Annotated in this window: 17 protein-coding genes; 6 read left to right on the top strand and 11 right to left on the bottom strand. The window is 53.1% G+C overall.

Annotated features, from left to right (window positions below; translation table 11 throughout):
• The first annotated feature begins 89 nt into the window (after window positions 1–89).
• From M495_RS11740 to M495_RS11730, 3 genes are all read left to right on the top strand, one after another.
• Window positions 90–2177, top strand: a complete 2088-nt coding sequence (locus tag M495_RS11740; RefSeq protein ID WP_041414560.1) for a bifunctional diguanylate cyclase/phosphodiesterase — start codon at window positions 90–92, stop codon at window positions 2175–2177.
• A gap of 38 nt (window positions 2178–2215) precedes the next feature.
• Window positions 2216–2683: a GNAT family N-acetyltransferase gene (locus tag M495_RS11735; protein WP_041414559.1), complete on the top strand. Its 468-nt coding sequence runs from the start codon at window positions 2216–2218 to the stop codon at window positions 2681–2683.
• Window positions 2684–2829: 146 nt separating this feature from the next.
• Window positions 2830–3756: an ABC transporter substrate-binding protein gene (locus M495_RS11730; protein WP_020826872.1), complete on the top strand. Its 927-nt coding sequence runs from the start codon at window positions 2830–2832 to the stop codon at window positions 3754–3756.
• Between the two features lie 35 nt (window positions 3757–3791).
• Here M495_RS11730 and M495_RS11725 read toward each other — a convergent pair whose 3' ends face one another.
• Window positions 3792–5582 (bottom strand): sigma-54-dependent Fis family transcriptional regulator, encoded by a 1791-nt coding sequence (locus tag M495_RS11725; protein ID WP_041415377.1) that lies wholly within the window; start codon window positions 5580–5582, stop codon window positions 3792–3794.
• A gap of 277 nt (window positions 5583–5859) precedes the next feature.
• Between M495_RS11725 and exaC the strand changes: the two genes are divergently transcribed.
• On the top strand, window positions 5860–7380 hold the full coding sequence (gene exaC / locus M495_RS11720) for an acetaldehyde dehydrogenase ExaC (protein ID WP_020826870.1): 1521 nt from the start codon (window positions 5860–5862) through the stop codon (window positions 7378–7380).
• Between the two features lie 57 nt (window positions 7381–7437).
• On the opposite strand, the gene adhP is transcribed toward exaC, so the two are convergent.
• The 5 genes from adhP to M495_RS11695 all read right to left on the bottom strand — a co-directional run bounded on the left by adhP (window position 7438) and on the right by M495_RS11695 (window position 13215).
• Window positions 7438–8451 carry an alcohol dehydrogenase AdhP gene (gene adhP / locus M495_RS11715; protein ID WP_020826869.1) on the bottom strand — a complete coding sequence of 338 codons (1014 nt, stop codon included), beginning with the start codon at window positions 8449–8451 and terminating at the stop codon, window positions 7438–7440.
• A 142-nt stretch (window positions 8452–8593) separates the two neighbouring features.
• A complete protein-coding gene (locus tag M495_RS11710; protein ID WP_020826868.1) occupies window positions 8594–8794 on the bottom strand; it encodes a hypothetical protein in 201 nt (66 codons plus the stop codon).
• 260 nt (window positions 8795–9054) lie between these two features.
• Window positions 9055–10806, bottom strand: coding sequence for an ATP-binding cassette domain-containing protein (locus tag M495_RS11705; protein WP_020826867.1), 1752 nt, complete (start codon window positions 10804–10806; stop codon window positions 9055–9057).
• Between the two features lie 233 nt (window positions 10807–11039).
• The gene (locus tag M495_RS11700) at window positions 11040–11819 is read right to left on the bottom strand and encodes a Fic family protein (RefSeq protein ID WP_020826865.1); all 780 of its coding nucleotides are present in this window, start codon (window positions 11817–11819) and stop codon (window positions 11040–11042) included.
• Window positions 11820–12108: 289 nt separating this feature from the next.
• Window positions 12109–13215, bottom strand: a complete 1107-nt coding sequence (locus tag M495_RS11695) for a succinylglutamate desuccinylase/aspartoacylase family protein (RefSeq protein ID WP_020826864.1) — start codon at window positions 13213–13215, stop codon at window positions 12109–12111.
• 14 nt (window positions 13216–13229) lie between these two features.
• Here M495_RS11695 and M495_RS11690 point away from each other — a divergent pair, with 14 nt between their 5' ends.
• Window positions 13230–13685 carry an Lrp/AsnC family transcriptional regulator gene (locus M495_RS11690; RefSeq protein ID WP_020826863.1) on the top strand — a complete coding sequence of 152 codons (456 nt, stop codon included), beginning with the start codon at window positions 13230–13232 and terminating at the stop codon, window positions 13683–13685.
• 6 nt (window positions 13686–13691) lie between these two features.
• Here M495_RS11690 and M495_RS11685 read toward each other — a convergent pair whose 3' ends face one another.
• The 5 genes from M495_RS11685 to M495_RS11665 form a co-directional block, all read right to left on the bottom strand.
• Window positions 13692–14414 (bottom strand): ABC transporter permease, encoded by a 723-nt coding sequence (locus tag M495_RS11685; protein WP_020826862.1) that lies wholly within the window; start codon window positions 14412–14414, stop codon window positions 13692–13694.
• Window positions 14414–15103 (bottom strand): ABC transporter permease, encoded by a 690-nt coding sequence (locus M495_RS11680; protein WP_020826861.1) that lies wholly within the window; start codon window positions 15101–15103, stop codon window positions 14414–14416. Before M495_RS11680 ends, M495_RS11685 begins: the two co-directional genes overlap by 1 nt.
• Before the next feature lie 55 nt (window positions 15104–15158).
• Window positions 15159–15932 (bottom strand): ABC transporter substrate-binding protein, encoded by a 774-nt coding sequence (locus M495_RS11675; protein ID WP_020826860.1) that lies wholly within the window; start codon window positions 15930–15932, stop codon window positions 15159–15161.
• Window positions 15933–15959: 27 nt separating this feature from the next.
• On the bottom strand, window positions 15960–16721 hold the full coding sequence (locus tag M495_RS11670) for a dimethylarginine dimethylaminohydrolase family protein (protein WP_020826859.1): 762 nt from the start codon (window positions 16719–16721) through the stop codon (window positions 15960–15962).
• A gap of 146 nt (window positions 16722–16867) precedes the next feature.
• Window positions 16868–17806: a LysR family transcriptional regulator gene (locus M495_RS11665; protein WP_041414557.1), complete on the bottom strand. Its 939-nt coding sequence runs from the start codon at window positions 17804–17806 to the stop codon at window positions 16868–16870.
• Window positions 17807–17902: 96 nt separating this feature from the next.
• Between M495_RS11665 and M495_RS11660 the strand changes: the two genes are divergently transcribed.
• On the top strand, window positions 17903–19129 hold the full coding sequence (locus M495_RS11660) for an MFS transporter (RefSeq protein WP_020826857.1): 1227 nt from the start codon (window positions 17903–17905) through the stop codon (window positions 19127–19129).
• The last annotated feature ends 34 nt before the right edge of the window (window positions 19130–19163 follow it).

The raw sequence follows: 19163 nt of genomic DNA, 5'->3' as shown, positions 1-19163 counted from the left end.
ATTGCGCAGAAACGGCTATTGAATATTTCCACCCGCAGGCTTTTTATTGGCTAGCATAAAAGACAGGTGGTTTTCAGAGGAAATGACGAATGAGTGTTCTACCCGAGCGCAGTGATGAAAAACCGCCTGTGGATATGGCTAATGAAATTTTTAATGGTTTACCTAATCTCATTGGCATGGGTAATAGTCTCGGGGGACATTTCAATAAGCTTTGGTGTGAATATACCGGCCTCTCCTCATTTGATAACCCAGGCGCTTGCTGGTTGAAAGCCCTGCACCCTGCCGAATATCCTCTTATCGAATCGCTATGGCAGCAGGCGATTGCCACGGCGACCTCTTTCGTTAATGAAGTTCGCCTGCGACAGTACAACGGCGAGTACCGCTGGTTTTTACTGTCTTTCGGCGCGAAGAAAAAGCCTGATAGCGAGGAAACAGATTGGTATCTGAGCGGCACCGATATCCATGATTCCGTATTGGAAAAACAGCGAATTACCACCACGCTGGCCGCGCAGAAAAACATGCTTGATGCCAGCGTCGACTGCATCAAGGTCATCAATAATGACGGGACGCTGCTGCACATCAACAGAGCCGGCAGCGTCGCGCTGGGCATCGATGAGAACCAACCGCAATTTGGCATGCCCTGGCTGAATCTGCTGCAACCCGAAGTGCGCTCGCGCGGCAAAAAAGCGCTGCGTAAAGTGCTAACCGGTAAAAACGCCCGCTTCGCCGGCCTTAGCGCCACGCCTGACGGCAAGCTGCAGCACTGGGACAATATTCTCAGTCCGGTCTTCGATAACGAGGATCGAATAGAAAATATATTGTGCGTCTCGCGCGACGTTAGCTCTCAGCGAATAGCTGAAAAACGTTTGCTGATCGCCAGTCAGTATGACGAACTGACCGGTTTGCCCAACAGACGCTTATTCAAGAAAAGATTAAAGCAGGAAATGAAGCGAGCCCTGAGCAGCAATAAATCGCTCGGGTTGATTTTGCTGGACCTGGACCATTTTAAGCTGGTTAACGACACCCTAGGGCACGCCGCCGGCGATCATCTGCTGCGCGTGTTGTCCCGCCGGCTGACGGCTTATTTAAATCCGAACTCGTTCGTTTCCCGCCTGGGCGGCGATGAGTTTGCGATTGTGATCGGCGACGTCGAAAACGAGCAGGATATTTACAAAATCGCCAATACCTTTCTGTTGCAGCTTGAGTCACCCATTACCCATGGCGGCAAGGCGTTGCATTGCGGCATGAGTATCGGCTGCGCCCTCTATCCTCAGGATGCCCGCGACGCCTCGGAATTGATGAAATGCGCCGATACCGCGTTATACGAACTCAAGGACGGCGGCCGGGGCGGCGTGTACATGTTTAATCCACAGATGATGGATAAGGCCAAAGAGCGTGCGGCGCAGCTTAATCACGCACGGCAGATAGTTCGCGATAATCAAATCCGCCCCAGCTACCAACCCAAGGTCAGCCTGGCAACCGGTGCCATTGTGGGCTTTGAGGCGCTGCTGCGCTGGTATTGTCCGCATCATGGTATGAAGATGCCAGATACCGTCGTCGAAGCATTCAACGATTACGAACTGGCAACCAAGATCAGCGAAACCATGCAGATGAAGGTTTTTGCCGATATCGCCACTTGGATCGCGTCTGGCGTGGAGGTGTTGCCGGTGTCTTTGAACGCCGCACCTATCGAATTTTTACGTGATAACTACGCCGAAACTTTCCTGCGGCGTCTGCAAATGTTTCGCATCCCCCACCATCTTATCGAGCTGGAGGTCACTGAACATGCCTTCAACAAACATGGGTCGAAGTATGTGCTGCGAGCCTTGCAAATGCTTAAGGAAATGGGGATCAGGATCGCGCTTGATGACTTTGGCACCGGCCACTCCTCCTTTACGCACCTGATGGACTACCCTCTGGACTGCATCAAGTTGGATCGGGATTTCATCCGCCGCATGAATAACGAACCGGCGATTTTGGGCATCGTGGAAAGTATGGGAATTTTGGGGCAGAAATTATCCATTGATATTATTGCGGAAGGCATTGAAACCGAGCTGCAGCGGCAAACGCTGCGTGATTCCGGCTATCACCTGGGGCAAGGGTTTCTGTTCAGCCAGGCCGTCGAAGCGACCCAAGTCATCAATATGCTACGAGAAAACGTCCCTTCAAACACCTGAACCGGTACAATACTTTCCGGGACTTCTTAAGGAAAGGCATGATGATTCGACAGTTCATCAAAGGCGATGAAATTGCGCTGTTTCGCGTTTTTTTCTCTGCGGTGCATGAGGTCGCATCACGCGACTACACCACTGAGCAGGTCAATGCCTGGGCTCCCGCCGATACTGATCCCCAGCTTTGGGCGGCTCGCATGAGAGATTTGCATCCCTTTGTCGTGGAGATTGATAAACAGATTGTCGGCTATGCCGATCTCCAGCCTGACGGCTATATCGACCATTTCTATGTATCCGGCACCTGTCCCCGACAAGGCATTGGGACCTTATTGATGAATCGAATCCATAAAGAGGCCAGACTGTTAGGGCTTAAAGAGCTGACCTCAGACGTCAGTAAAACCGCAGAACCCTTCTTTATGCGCCAGGGATTTCAGGTCGTTGAGCGGAAAAGTCCGGTCCTGCGCGGCATCGTGCTGCAAAATGCTTTCATGCGTAAAAATCTCGACGTTTAAGCCCCTCACGCTCACCGAGCGCTCCCCCTTCTTTGCAACCTGACCGTTTGTAAAATTAGTTAGCCAATTTTGTTCGTTCACAGATCTAGCGGCTTGAAGGATAGTGAGTTGACCGCCTCAACAACATAATAATGCAGGTAATAATAATGATATATAGCGCAAAACTCACCGCAGCGGCGGCTCTCCTGAGCCTTTCCGCCCTGGCCCATGCCGCACCGGGGCTGGACCTGATCGCCAACGAAACCCCTATTCATACCCAGAAGGATCCCGAGGCTGCGGCCAAAATCCCCGCCGGGTTCAAATTTGTTGAACCGGGGACGCTGACTGTAGCCGTCGCGATCTTGGGCAGCGGCCCACCGTTCGGTCTGTACGCGCGCGACAATAAAACGGTGATTGGCAGCGAGTCGGATATTGCCAGGCTGGTTGCCGACGGCCTGGGGTTGAAACTGAAACTGGTTCCGACCTCATGGGAAGACTGGCCGTTAGGCGTCACCTCGGGTAAATACGACGCCGCGGTTTACAACATTACCGTCACTCAGGAACGTAAAACCAAATTCGACTTCGCCACCTATCGCCAGGATACGTTGGGCTTCTACGTGAAATCTGACAGTAAGATCACCTCGATCAAATCGGCGCCGGACATTGCCGGCAAAAAGATCATTGTAGACTCCGGCACCAATCAGGAAGCTGTGCTGCTGGCCTGGGATAAAGAGAACCAGGCCAAGGGGTTACCGGCCCTTCAGCCGATTTACGTCACCGACAAGGCGGCGTCGACGCTGGCCATCCAGTCCGGCCGTGCGGATGCGACCTTCGGGCCGAACGTGTCCGGCGCTTATCAGGCAAAATTGACCGGTAAAACCCGGTTGGTCGGCATCGTGCCGGGCGGCTGGCCGCGCAGCGCCAACATTGCCGTTACGCTGAAGAAAGGCAATGGCTTGGTGGAAGCGGTGCAGGCGTCGCTCAATAGCGCTATTGCCAACGGCAGTTATCTGAAAGTGTTGGATCGCTGGGCGGAAAGCGACGAGAAAATCGAACGATCCGAAATCAACCCACAGGGATTGGGCGATAAATAATAACCACGCGGGGCCCTGAATGGGCCCCCGCTTTGTCAGCTCTCGGCGCGATGTTTCTCCATCTTGCGGTAAAGCGTGCTGCGCGAGATCCCTAATCGTTTTGCCGCCAGGCTGATATTGCCCTTGGCGTTTCGAATAGCCGTCAACATGTCTACCGATACGCTCTGCGGCGCTACGGGGCGAGCAAGCAGATGAAACTGCTCCGGCAGATCCTCAAGCCTGATCAGGTTACCGTCATCGGCCAAAGCCAGCAGCACTTTCAAGGTGCTCAACAACTGCCGCACATTACCGGGCCAGGAATAACCGGCCAAGGCGGTGATAGCGTCCGGTGCCAGTCTGATGCCCCGCGCATCACCCCCCAATTCGCTCCAGAGATTGAGGATAAAACGATCAACGTGTGCGCGCTGCCGCAGCGGCAAGATGCGCAGGCTGAATTCCTGAATGCGATACAGCAAATCTTCGCGGAATGCCCCTGCCGCGACCCGCTGTTCCAGATCCTGATGGGTGGCACAGATAAGCGAGAAATCGACCGCATAGCTGACGCGGCTGCCGAGCGGCGTGACCGTCTTTTCCTGCAGCACCCGCAATAAACGGGTCTGCAAACTCAATGGCATATCGCCAATCTCATCAAGGAACAGCACCCCGCCGTCGGCCTCTCTGATCTTGCCGACGTACCCTTTGGTGCTGGCGCCGGTAAACGCCCCTGGCGCATAGCCAAAAAGTTCGGACTCGATCAGACTTTCCGGCAGGGCTGCACAGTTGATAGCCACAAAATTGCCCTGTCGCCGGTGGCTTTCCTCGAACAAACGCTGGCTGAAATACTCTTTCCCGCAGCCGGTTTCCCCGCTAATGCATAGCGCCAGCCCGGCATTAAGAATACGCAGGGCCTTCTGTCTGTCGGCTCCGTCACGATCATAAGGCTGCAACTGCTGCCTGACGCACTGCGATGGGCGTTCCGGCATCTGCAACAGTGAATAATAGTGACGATTATTCACCGCCAGAGTCTGTCGCGGCGCATTCAGTGTCTGAAGGGACATTTCCGGAAACAGCGTGGCAAAGTCCATCGACCCAAAGGCCGCCACGTTGAGATTGAATTCTTGCATCGCTAATCGGTTGGCCGCGGTGAGGATCTCATCGCGAAACACCAATATCATCTCATGGGCGCTGCCGAGAACCCGCGCATCGCTGTGCAGGCGCAGTGTCCAATGTCGGTCGGTGACACAGCTTTTCACCCATTGATGTTCAATGTGCCGGACAGCCTGCAGAATCAACGAACCTGCTTCGCTGTAAGGATGTTGGGCCGGCGTCGAGATATCCAATACGCCGGCGATCAGGCCGTCGGGGCGATAAATCGGCGCTGCGGAGCAGTAAAGCCCGGCATTCTGATTGAGAAAGTGCTCGTCGCCATTGACTTCGCACAGCGCCCCCATTGCCAAAGCGGTACCGATGGCATTGGTGCCACGCTCCTGCTCGCCCCACAGATTGCCCGGAGCCAGAGAAACCCGCGATGCCTTACGCAAAAAGTGCGTGTTGCCACAGGTTTCCAGCACCAGTCCACCGGCGTCGGACACCACCACAATGGAGGGTTGGCGGTTGATCTCACGACCCAAGCGCTCGATCAGCGGCCGCGCGAGCTGCGCAACCCAACCGTTTTGCCCCCGCACTTCTTTCAACAGGGTCGGCCGGATAAAAGGAACATGGTCGTCGCTTCGATTGAGGCCATAGTGCCGGCTGCGTAACCAGGATTCGGAAAGTGGGCCGGAGAGTGACAGGCGATCGTCGTCAGAGATACACCCGGTCTGGGTGGTCTGGTCTTTATGCAGCATACCCAACTCCCGCCAATTAAAGTGTTGCATTTTTGTATCATGAATGTGTCTCATGCGTTGCGACATGGAACACAAAAAACAATAGAAATGAATAGTAAGCCAGGGGCTTTATTGGCATTGGTAGCTATTATTCTGTTTTAGTTAGTTGATATTTTTATATTATTTATTTATGTGGCACAGCTTTCCATCAATGTGGCATGGGCAATGCTTAAGTGTCTGTAGAGTGCCGGCTATCAGGCACCACCCTTACAGTCTCCGTTCCCATGAGAGGTGTTACATGAAATACGTTCATCCTGGTTTGCCTGGTTCGTTGGTCTCTTTCAAACAGCGCTACGGCAACTACATTGGCGGCAAATTTGTCGAACCCGTTTCAGGCAACTACTTCACCGACACCTCCCCGATGACAGGTCAGACTGTCGCCGAATTCCCGCGCTCCGACGCGAAAGATATCGAACAAGCGCTGGATGCGGCGCATGCCGCAGCCGAAACCTGGGGGAAAGCCAGCGTTCAGGAAAGGTCTAATGTGCTGCTGGCGATCGCCGATCGTATGGAGTCAAAGCTCGAATTGCTGGCACTGACCGAAAGCTGGGACAACGGCAAACCGATCCGCGAAACGCTGAACGCGGACATTCCGCTGGCGATCGACCACTTCCGCTATTTCGCCGGCTGTTTGCGTGCACAGGAAGGCACCGCCGCTGAGATCGATCAAAACACCGTGGCCTACCATATCTATGAGCCTCTGGGCGTGGTTGGGCAGATTATTCCCTGGAACTTCCCGCTGTTGATGGCCGCATGGAAACTAGCCCCGGCGCTGGCCGCCGGCAACTGCGTGGTGCTTAAACCGGCGGAGCAAACCCCGCTCAGCATCTGCGTGCTGCTGGAAATGATTGGTGACTTGCTGCCGCCGGGCGTGCTCAATGTGGTTCACGGTTTCGGTAAAGAAGCCGGTGAGGCATTGGCAACCAGCAAGCGTATCGACAAAATCGCCTTTACCGGTTCAACCCCGGTAGGCCGCCATATTCTGGCCTGCGCGGCGGAAAATATCATTCCCAGCACCGTGGAGCTGGGCGGTAAATCGCCTAACATCTTCTTTGAAGACATCATGCAGGCGGAACCCGAATTCATCGACAAGGCGGTTGAGGGGCTGATTCTTGGCTTCTTCAACCAGGGTGAAGTCTGTACCTGCCCTTCGCGCGCCCTGATTCAGGAATCGATTTACCCGCAATTTATGGAAAAAGTGCTGGCGCGCATCACCACCATTCGCCAGGGTGACCCCTTTGACACCGACACCATGATCGGTGCTCAGGCGTCTCAGCAGCAGTTCGACAAGATCCTGTCTTACATCGAGATCGCTAAAAACGAAGGCGGAAAAATCATTGCCGGCGGCGAGCGCGCCAGCCATGAGCAAACTTTGCAAAGCGGTTTTTATCTGCAGCCCACCTTAATCACCGGCAATAACAGCATGCGTTTCTTCCGTGAAGAGATCTTCGGACCGGTGATCGGCGTGACCACCTTCAAAGACGAAGCCGAAGCACTGGCATTGGCCAACGACAGTGAGTTCGGGCTGGGTGCCGGTTTGTGGACCCGCGACGTAAATCGCGCCTATCGCATGGGGCGCGCCATCAAGGCCGGACGCGTGTGGACCAACTGTTATCACCTGTATCCGGCGCATGCTGCCTTCGGCGGTTACAAAAACTCCGGCGTCGGCCGCGAGACCCACAAGGTAGCGCTGTCGCATTACCAGCAGGTCAAAAACCTGTTGGTCAGTTACGACAGTAAGCCGCTCGGGCTGTTTTGATTTTTAGCGTTACTGCAAACTAAGGCCACCTCGGTGGCCTTAGTTATTTGCGCGGGATTATGATGCGGAGAGATCGATAACCATGCGGCCACGGATAGTGCCCGACTTCATCTCTTCGAAGATCGCGTTGATGTCGCCCAATGGACGCTTGGTCACTTTCGGCGTCACTTTGCCTTCGGCGGCAAACTGGAAAGCTTCCTTAAGGTCTTCACGGGTTCCCACCAACGAGCCCACAACCTGAATACCGTCCAATACCAAGCGTGGAATGCTCAGATCCATACTCTCTGGCGGTAGCCCCACAGCGACCACTTTGCCCCCTGCGCGAACCGCATTGACCGCAGAATTAAAGGCTGAACGCGCCACCGCGGTGACTACGGCAGCATGCGCGCCACCGACTTTTTGCTGAATGATTTCTTCGGCGTTTTCAGTTTTGGAGTTGATGACCAGATCGGCGCCGATTTCTTTGGCGAAATCCAACTGCCCCTGGTTGACGTCAATGGCGATCACTTTGGCGTTGAACACGTTCTTGGCATACTGCAATGCCAGGTTGCCCAAGCCGCCCAGGCCGTAAATCGCGATCCACTGCCCCGGTTTGATGTCGGAAATTTTCACCGCCTTATAGGTAGTGACACCGGCACAGGTAATGCTGCTGGCTGCAAAGGAGTCCAGGCCATCCGGCACCTTGACCGCATAGTCCGCCACTACGATGCACTCTTCCGCCATACCGCCGTCGACGCTGTAACCGGCATTTTTCACCGAGCGGCACAGCGTTTCGTTACCATTAACGCAATATTCGCAATGACCACATCCCTGATAAAACCAGGCGACGCTGGTGCGATCTCCGACTTTCAACGAGGTGACACCTTCACCTACGGCGGTGACTACCCCAATCCCTTCGTGCCCTAGGGTGATGCCGGGCACTTCGCCAAAATCGCCATTTTTGACGTGAAGATCGGTATGGCAAACGCCGCAACACTCCATTTTCAGCGCGGCCTCACCGTGTTTCAGTGGACGAAGCTGTTTATCCTGAATATCGACACTGTGGTCTTTAGTCACTACGGCTGCTTTCATAGGATTTCTCTCCTCAGGTGAGTTGAAGTACAGTTGTTAATGTAGTTACTCATAACCCCGAGGGCAAGAAATGTGGGGTTTTGTTTAAAAACAAATATTTAATATCAACAGCACGATTGCGGTCGTGAAACGAAAATAATGATTAACGCTTGGTTTTAGTGATTTTTGTCGCTTTGGCAGGGTTACCGGCAACGAACTCCAGCGTTGGCGAATAGTAAAAAGGCAACCAGGCATGGTAACTGCTCTCCCACTCCCATTTTACCGGGCAGGGCCACAGAATATCTTCATGCAGAATGTAGTAGACCCATCGGCCATGCGGGCGGCGTGGTTTGGTGGTGCGCATAGCGTCTGACTTCTTCGGGGCGGATCGGTTATCGCTGATATTCAATGGCCCGCAGTCGCAGAGCCACGTTACAGGCCTTGGGGGCAACATCCTTCGTGATGGGATAAAAATGGCCGATCTTCATGTTAAATTCTCTTTGTCATCAGGGATACAGAGTTACCTGGCACAAATTTAACATGGACCGCGGTCCGCAAGCCATCTTTCCCGCCAGCATGCTCACTGCCTGAGACCGGCGGCTACGGACTTGCTCGTGCTCTGCCTCAGCTGGCTTGCTTTAACGCCTCTTGCCGCAGAATCGATTGAATATAGGCATTATTGTTTTTTAACGTCACAAAGTCACCGCTGGCGACGATACGGCCGCTGTCCATAACCAGGATTTCATCCGAGAAATCGAAGGTGGAACTCCGATGGCTGATGTTCAATATCAAGGCATTGGGAAAGCAAATTTTAATATTGTGCATGATCCCTCTCTCATTGATCACATCCAATGCTGATGTCACCTCATCAAGAATGATGATACTGGGCGTCCGTAAAAAAAGCCGAGCCAGAGACAACCGCTGACGTTGGCCGCCAGAAAGCGTTACCCCATTGTCACCGATTCTCATATCCAGCAAATCAGCGTTCCCATCATTAACCAGATCATCGAGCCTGGATAACCTGAGTGCTACGGCTAATTGTTCATCCGTAGCTTCCGGACAGGCTATCTTTAGGTTGAATCTCAACGTATCCATAAAAATATAGTCATTTTGTGAAACATGGAAAACCAACTCAGCCCGCTGAACCGAAGATAATTCATTAATATTCATATTGTTAATAAGGATCTCACCCTGCTCTGGCTTAAGCTCTCCCGCTAACAGTTTAGCCACCGTACTTTTTCCCGAACCGCTACGTCCGGTTAAGGTGATGAAATGTCCTTTATCGATCTCAAGATTAAGGTCTTTGATGATAGCTCCCCCCTCACCTTGATACGAGAAACTCAGGTCTCTCATTGTCATTGAATCGACAGGCTTGATCTGTTCTGAATCAACCTGTCTCGCCACAATCATTGGCATGGCACTAATAAAACCGTAAAGAGACACTGTGGATTTCTGCAGTGCAGTATACATGGACCCCATGCTTTCCAAAGGTGAAGACAGCAACAATATATAAGATGAAATCATCACGAAATGGCCGATACTGATATTTCCACTCATAACCTGATACAAAGAATAGAGGAAAGACAAACCAAAAAAAATGATATTGCAGGCGGACTCGACCAGCAGAAAATGCATATCTGCCTTTAGCAATTTCTCATGTTTTGTTTCTATTTTATGAAGCAAAGCCTCATAGCGACCAAACAGATAGTCATAAGAGTTACAGACTTTAGCGGCCCCCATATTCTTGACACTGTCAGTGATTAGGCTGTATTTTTTTACTGAAGTGTTGTAAAAATCATTGTATAAACCAACAATCTTTGGATTAAAAACCCCTTTAATGATGAAATACAGCAAAAAATATAGCGTGAACAGCATCGCAACAATGTAATCACCAGAAATGACAATAAAAGCCACGCTAAGAACTAACTGCAACAGTGGTGGTATAAAATTATGAGAGATATTTCTTAACAAAACGGTGAGTTCATCTATAGCCTGATTCAACCGCTGAGTGATGTCGCCGGTGTTTTCATGGATTTTTATAGCATCAGCATTATAAAACAAGCTTTTGAAATAGTCATTTGTCATGCTGATGACCAAGTTACTTCTTAAAGAGGTGATGAGAATAAAATTCAAAGCTGATGCGAGTTTCCTTAAGCTCATTACGACAATGTAACTGAGCGCCAATGCATATATTATGAACTTAAAATCAACGGATTCACTTTCAATTCCACTGATTAACTTTGCCATGATAACCGGCTGTACTGATATTAAAACCGTAGACAGAAGCGAAATGGTTATAATGACAAAAAAATTTCCCTTAGCTGATAAATTGGATGTACCTTTAAAGTATCTGATTATAAATAAAAATTTATTCATCCAGCATCCTTTTCACATACCACAAAGCATAGCGGGAATCCCCACTATGCTTTTAGTTTTAGCGCTTAATAAATCTTCTGTAACCCAGTGTTGGGTCAATTTTGTCAACCTGAGTATCAGTCATGGTTGTTGTTTTAATCAGTAAAAGATCTCTTTCACTCAGCATGTAAGCTCCTTTTATAAATTAAAGTAAGATGTATAGCATGCGATCATTTATTCACATGCTAGACATGTTACTCATCTATATTTTCATGAATAATACTTATGCACTTACAATAAAAAATAATAATTGAACCCCACTCTGAAAATAAAAATACTTCCCTTAAGCTTAAAACGTACCCACTCCTGGCCACGTGACAAAGTTCTGTCATTGGAATATAGTTATTTATATCCCTGCCTAATATCAAATTGAATAACACTCTGGATACACGGCCATTCCCATCATGCAGGGGATGAATATGCATAAAGAAAACCGCTGCAATAATTGAACAAAAAAGCTTGTTGTCTGTATGATTATTTAAAATAAACCGCCTTAACTTTCTTAGCTCTGTTGACAAATGCTGAACATCCAAAAACTCCGTATAACCTCCATCAAATTCAGGGACAGTCCTAACACTCACTGTTCTTATGCCATTTTCAGTGCTGAATTTTAGCCCCATAAAAATAATGAAATCAATGAAATCATCATCACTCCTTAAAATATCAACGAGTATCTTATCTGAAGATGAAAAAGCCAAGAAATCCTTTCTGCTGCTCTTGTTTTCGTTAGCAAACATTATGTTATCAACATAGGCACTCAAGCGATGTTTCAAAATTGAAGTTCTGTTTGTTTTTAAAGCACCCTCTACATTCATCATAAATGTTTCATAATTTATCCCTGAGCGCATGCCGTTCTGCAAAATCAACGTACTGCTATTTATAATATCCCATGATCCGATCTCAATATCTTCATGACGGGGGTAGTTCAGCGGCATTAGCTTAATCACATTCCCTTGTAACAAATAGTTATTCATCACACATTCCCTAAGTTTAGCGCGGTATTTATAGTTGTTTTTTTAATCTATTAAAATGACATTAAGGTTTCAAAATAATTAACATTTCTTAACAGTGAGCCATCTTTCCTCTTCTGGAAGGAGCTCCGTCGACACTCAACTGTCATCAATTATTGATACCAGATAAATCCTCAGCAGAGGGCAATGAAATGCTACCGTTCGTCGTGGTAGAACTGGATGGCGACAGCCTTTCGGTTACCGGTTTCGGGCCAGAAATCAGTCATACCCTGGAGCGATGGCCACACAGCCCTCAGAATGCCAACTCACCACCGCCCGCGTAGGCAGTTTTACCGGCAATCTTCATCACTTCGGCTCCCAGGGTGACAAAAGGCGCTTGCCGACAGGCATAAATCAGCCCGCCTGCCTTGGCACGCACCGCTTTTACCGTATCGGTGATCGGGTCGATAATTTCGGCCACCGCCTCGTCGGCTTCCACCCATTCCCCCGGCTGGCGCAACAACAGCAGAATACCGCTGGCGGATGCGGTAACGATCTCCCCGGCGGCGAACGGCAGCATCGCCACTTCGCGTTGCGGTATCGCCGGAGAGGGTCCGGCAACGGCGCCTCGGTGCTGTAAATAACTGTACAAGCGTTCTGCGTCACCGCTGGCCAATTCATGGCTGATATCTCGCTGTCCGCGTAACTCCAGCGTAACCGCCATGCAGCCCGGTTTGAGCTGGCTTAGATCAGGATGCTGTTGCGCCAGCCGAAGCCAGGGCAAACCGCAGGCTTCATCAAATGAACCGGCACCGCTGTCTTGCGAAAGCAGTACCGCCGCTATGTTCATAAAGCGCGCCAGAATTTCGGCCTGCCGTTCCCAGGCCGGATCGGCGTACATATGCAAGATCGCCCGATCGTCACAGTGCAGATCCAGCACCACATCGGCATCACAGGCCAGTAGCAGCAATTGCCGCCGCAGTGCCGTGACTTCACTGCCCTCGGTCATGGCTTGCAAAACGGTACGCATGGCGGCCCGGACTTGCGGCTGAAGAGGTGCCGAGGCGGTAAAATCGTGGTTTTGCAGCAGACGCGCCAGGTCGGGAAAATCGCGGTTGAAGTTGCGACCGCTAACCAGGTCGAAGCGCCCTACGCCGCCGTTGAGCAGTACCTGCGCCAGCCCTGGAGGATTGGCCAGCGGCACCAGAATTATTTCGCTTTGCAGCTCACCACGCCGTTCCGCCTGGCTGAGTAATCTTTTAAGATAATGCAGCACCAGCATGCCGGGCAGTTCGTCGGCATGCAGACCGGCCTGCAGGTAAATTTTTTCGCCTTTGCCCGGCTGGCCGAAATGAAAACTGGTGAATTGGCGCTGCCCCCCCAGGGCATGTTCAGGTAACTTATGATGTTTACTTTTCATTGGACGCCCTATCTGTGGAAAAGAAAGCCCGGCTTGATCGCATCGACAAAAAAATCCTTGAAATACTGTGCCGGGATGGCCGCATTTCCTATCAAAAGCTGTCCGAGCAGGTCAATCTGACCGCTCGCCCCTGTCTGGAACGGGTGCGTGGGCTGGAGCGCGACGGCATCATCCGCGGCTACAGTGCCATCATCGAGCTGCCGGAACCGGAGCACGCGTTCGTGATCCAGGCTCAGATCGCGCTGGCCGACCACGGTCATTCCCAACCGGCGTTTGAGCAGGAGATGCGTAATACCCCGGAGGTGCTGGATTGCTGGCTGGTCAGCGGCAACTTCGATTTTCTGGTGCGCATTGGCTGTCGCAGCATGGAAAACTACCGGTTGCTGGCCGACAGCTGGCTGACCAGCAAGAAATTCCGGGTGGATAAAATCGTCACCCTGACCGAACTGCAATCCATCAAACGTTCCTGAACGGTCTCAATCACGACGTATAAAGCCCAACCAGCGTCGCTCTGCCCGCGAAAACAGGAATATCAGCAGGAAGGTGCACAGCAGGTAGAGCGCCGCAGCCATCAAAAACGGGATAAATGGCGAATAGGTGGCGGCATAAAGTGCCCGTGCCACGCCGGTGATATCCAATAGCGTTACCGTGCTGGCCAGCGAAGTGGCATGCAGCAAAAACACCATTTCGTTGTTGAGTGCTGGAATGCCGCGTCGTAGCGTGGCCGGCAGCACCAGCCGGCGAATGATCTGCCGCTGGCTCATGCCATAGGCTTCACCGGCAATCCACTCCTGGCGCGGGAAGGTCTCCATCATGCCGGCCAGCAGCTGCGCGACGTAGGCACTGGTATTGAGTACCAGCGCCAGCGTGGCGCAGAAGGTCGCGTCGCGAAACAGCAGCCAGAAAGGTTGGTTGTTCTGCCAACCCAACTGCACCACGTCAAACTGCGACAGGCCGTAATAAATCAGCATCAATTGCAGGTACAGTGGCGTACTGCGGAAAAAGTAGGTCACGCTGCGGATCAGATAAGATAGCGGACGCGGGCCGTAAACCTGACCGATCGCCATCAGCATCGCCAGCACTAAACCGGGGACGACCGACAGCAAGAAGAGTTTGGCAGTCATCGCTAGCCCGGTGACGTCGGACCCGTCACTCCACAGAAAACTCGGTGCGGCTTCCAGCATATTTTGCAGGTTCATCAGCGGGCTCCTGCATTTGAGGAAGCCAAGGCGTACCGCCGCGACAACCGGCTAAAGCCCCAACTGGAAATCGCCGTGATCGCCATATAGATCAACGCCACCAGGAAATAAAACAGGAATGGCTTTTGGGTTGCCCGCCCGGCCTGCTCGGCCAGCCAGACCATATCCTCCAGCCCGAGGATCGACACCAGCGCCGAGGCCTTCATCAGCCCAAGCCAGTTGTTGTTGATGCCGGGGATGGCAAAGCTCAGCATCTGGGGTAACAGAACACGGCGAAATACCTGGCCAGGGCTCATCCCATAGGCCATCGCGGCCTCCAGTTGGCCACGCTCCACGGTAAGAAACGCGCCACGGAAGGTTTCGGTATAGTAAGCGCCAAACACGAAGCCAATCGCCAACACCCCAGAGATAAAGGTGTTGAACCGCAGCGGCCCCAGCCCCAGCAGCCCCAAGGCTCCGTTAACCAGCATCTCACCGCCAAAGAACAACAGCAGCATAATCACCAGTTCGGGGATACCGCGCACCAGCGTGGTGTAGCCGGTTGAAACCCAGCGCAGCCAGCGCGGACCAAAGAGTTTGATCAGCGCATTGACCAGTCCAAGCGCCAGCGCCACCGCCAGTGACACCAGCATGACGCACAGCGACAGCGCCGCCCCCTGCGCCAGCAACGGTAAATACTCTGTGACCATACCCGGCCTCCCATACTTGACAGATTGCCGGGCCAGCCGGCATTAGCGCGCCGGTTTAGTTACCGTAAATATCGAAGCTGAAATATTTTTTCTGGATGGCTTCGTAAGTGCCGTCGGCACGAATGGCCTTGATCGCACCGTTTAGCGCATCGCGCAGCGCCGGGTTGTCTTTGCCTACCGCGATGCCGACGTCGGAGGAAATGCTGCTGTCTTCAATCACCGGGCCGGCAAAGGCAAATTTCTGTCCGCGCGGGGTATCGATAAAGCTGCTGGCGGCCTGAGTATTGTCCTGCAACGACGCATTAATGCGGCCGGACATCAGATCCAGATAGACATTATCCTGGTTGGCGTAAGAAACAATTTTCACCCCTTTTCCGCCCCAATGTTGTTTCGCGTAGGCTTCATGTATCGAACCGGTCTGCACGCCGACGGTTTTGCCTTTCAGGCTGGCAACGTCAGGCAGTAAAGCGCTGCCTTTACGCGCCACCAACTGGGCGGAACTGCGGTAATAGCGATCGGTGAAATCCACTTCCTTTTTGCGCTCATCGGTGATGGTCAGCGAAGCGATAATGGCATCGAACTTATGGGCATTGAGCGCGGCAATCATGCTTTCGAAGGGTTGTTTGACGAACACGCATTTGGCATGCAGCTGCGTACACAGCGCATTGGCGATATCGATATCAAAACCGGTGATCTCACCGTTGGGCGCGAGCACGTCAAACGGCGGATAGCCACCGTCAACGCCAAAACTGATGGTGTCGAAGGCCTGAGCCGCCGCAGGACCGCCCAACGCCAGGCTGGTCAGTAAAACCGCTAATGTTTTTTTCATCGCTGAGATCCCCGGTAAAAGAAAAGATTAGAAACGAAGTGACAGGCAGGTCAGGCCGCCGTCCATTTTTTTAAATTCACTGGTGTCGAGCTGAACGATGGGCATGCCCAGCTTTTCGATTTGCGCAAGCGTGTACGGATAACCCTGCGGCGTAATCAGCGTATCGTTGATCCACAGCGTATTGCCGGCATAGGACTCCGCTTCGGGAATGACGATCGAACTGAAACCGCTAAAGGCAGGATGGTGCTGATAGTCTTCGGTCAGCAACAAGGTATTGCGGCCAACGTAATTAACAATGGACTTCAGGTGTAGACCGGCGCTGACTTCAATCGCCGTCACCCGATAGCCATAGGGCTCCACCGCCGCAGCGAACTCGCCAATACCAGCCTCATCGGTACGGGCCGTCAGGCCGACGAAAAACTGGCGATCGACCAGCAGCACATCCCCCCCGTCCAGATGACCGCGCTCGCTCATACGCACCACTGGCCGTTCGCCTTCAAACAAGGGCGCAATGGTGGCCACCTCGCCCTGACGGCTGGGTGCGCCCGGATGGCTGATCACCGCCAGCTCAGGCATCACCACCGCCGTGTCTTCAACAAAGTGTGCATCCGGAAATGCGGGTGCTGCCGGTAACACGGTCACTTTTAGCCCCAGACGGAGCAAGGTGTCCACATAGGCCAAAAACTGACGGCCGGTGGCCGCGATATCCGGCGCGCCCAATTGGGCGGTAGTTTGTCCGCTGCCGCAGCTGTCGGCAGGGAGTCTGGCAATGGCTTGAGTAAAGTGCATGGCGATTCTCTCGATTGAAAGGGACGGTCACTGTTGCTTAGATTATCAAACAGATACCGCCGCCAATCAGGTTGAATCCGCGCGCAGACACTCTAGATTTGCGCTGTATATCGCTCCGCTAACGACAAATTCCGCTGTACGCGTTTTTAGGTCGTTGGCGCATTTGCGCCGGTGATACGCGGCATCACCTCTTTCATCAGCTCGAGGAATTTACGCAGCCGGGCGGGATAATAGCTGGCGTACGGATAAAGCAGATAAATCGGCAAGGGCGCGGCACGCCAGGTTGGCATTAAAGGAATCAGAGCGCCCTGCTCCAAATCCTGTTTGACCACCCAGGAGGACAACATCGCCACCCCCACGCCGTTCAACGCGGCTTTACGCACCGCATAAAGACTGTCGGTGCTTAATCTGGGAGCAATGTCAAAACGATAGGCTTCACCGCTATCCCTGTGAGTCAGGGTGACTTCGTTACGGTAAAAGCTATTCAACGCCAGCCAGGGCAACTGCGCTAAATCACCGATCTGCTTCAGAGGATCATGACCTGCTAATAAGCTCGGTGCTGCCACCACAATGCGCGGCACTTCCGCCAGCAATACCGCCACCACCGAAGGATCGGTTACGGCCCCCACGTGGATCGCGCAGTCCACGCCTTCGGGGATAAAATCCGGAGAGTGGTCGTTAAGCGTCCATTCCACGCTGGTCTGGCGATAGCGTTGCAAATAGTCACCCAGAGGCCCGATTAGCTGATCCTGACCGAAGGCATGCGGCGCTCGTACCCGTAATACGCCGACCGGCTCATCGCGCACGCCGCGCAGCTCATCCTCCATGATTTGCCACTGCTCTATCAGCTTGCGCGCATGCTGATAACAGCGCTCTCCGTCATCCGTCAGCTTCATACTGTGGGTGGTACGCTGGATTAATTTAACGCCCAGCAGTTGTTCCAGCACCTGCAGGCGCCGGCTAACGGTGGGTTGTGAGGTCTGCATTTGCGCCGCAGCGGCAGAAAGACTGCCGCTGTCTACGATGCGCACCAGCGTTTGCATCATGGCTATGCGATCGCCATTGGGAAATGAGTTTTTATTCATACGTATTACGTATAACAGTTCTACCCGTTCGGGGGCTACAGTTTGCGGCAAATACTGGCAAAAATAAGCGCACTTTACCTCTACGGGATAATCACCATGACCCTGATTTCACCAGCCAATCATACCGGCACCACACCGGCCCATGCGCTTTCCGCCAAAGTTGTCTTTCTGCTGGCGACCGGCGCCGGTCTTAGCGTGGCGTCCATTTACTATAGCCAGCCGATGCTGGGGATTATGGGGGATGCGTTCCATGCCGGAGTAAGTGACGCCGGCTGGGTCCCTACGCTCACCCAGGCAGGCTACGCGCTCGGGATCCTGCTGTTGGCCCCGCTGGGCGATCGTCACGATCGTCGCCAGATCATCCGTATAAAAGGCTTGCTGCTGGCTGTTACCCTGCTGTTCTGTGGTTTTTCATCCTCATTCCCGCTGTTGCTGCTCAGCAGCCTGGCGATCGGCCTGGCCGCTACGGTGGCGCAGGACATTATCCCGGCGGCCGCAACGCTGGCAACCGACGCCAATCGGGGCAAAACGGTGGGAACCGTGATGACCGGGCTGCTGGCGGGGATTTTGCTTTCACGGGTGTTCAGCGGCGTGGTGGCGGAATATTTCGGCTGGCGCAGCGTTTACCTGCTGGCGGCCGTGGCGGTGTTGGCGATCAGTTTTGCCATCGGGGCCGTATTGCCCCGTTTAAAACCCAATACTGCCCTCAGCTACCCGGCGTTGTTGCGTTCATTGGGCCAATTGTGGGCCGATTACCCGGAGTTGCGGCGTGCAGCGCTGGCGCAAGGCTTGCTGTCGATCGCGTTCAGCGCTTTCTGGTCTACGCTGGCAGTGATGTTGGCGGAACGGTATCAGTTGGGTAGCGCCGTCGCCGGGGCTTTTGGTTTGGCCGGTGCGGCAGGTGCATTGGCTGCCCCCTTGGCAGGCATGCTGGCCGATCGTCACGGGCCGGACTATGTCACTAAGATTGGCGCTGCCATGGTGGTGGTTTCTTTTGCCCTGATGTTCCTGCTGCCGTTGCTGTCGCTCCCCGCCCAACTGGCGTTGATTGCCCTGAGCGCGGTAGGTTTTGATCTCGGCATTCAGGCCACGCTGGTCGCCCATCAAACCATTATTTACGCTATCAATCCGGCCGCCCGCAGCCGCCTTAACGCCATCATGTTTACGCTGGTGTTTATCGGCATGGCAGGCGGGGCTGCTCTGGGCAGCAAGATCCTGGAAGCTGCCGGCTGGCCTGGCGTAGTGACGTTGGCCACGCTGACGGCGGCTGGCGGTCTGGCAATGAGGTTGTTCGCCAAAACCGCCCCGCGCGTGGCGGCCTGAAAAGTACATCACCGATAGCCGCAGTCACTGCGGC

Source organism: Serratia liquefaciens ATCC 27592, assembly GCF_000422085.1.
GTDB classification, from domain to species: Bacteria; Pseudomonadota; Gammaproteobacteria; order Enterobacterales; family Enterobacteriaceae; genus Serratia; species Serratia liquefaciens.
The sequence above is the reverse complement of the archived record's forward strand: the minus strand, read 5'-3'. Positions and strand labels throughout refer to the sequence as shown.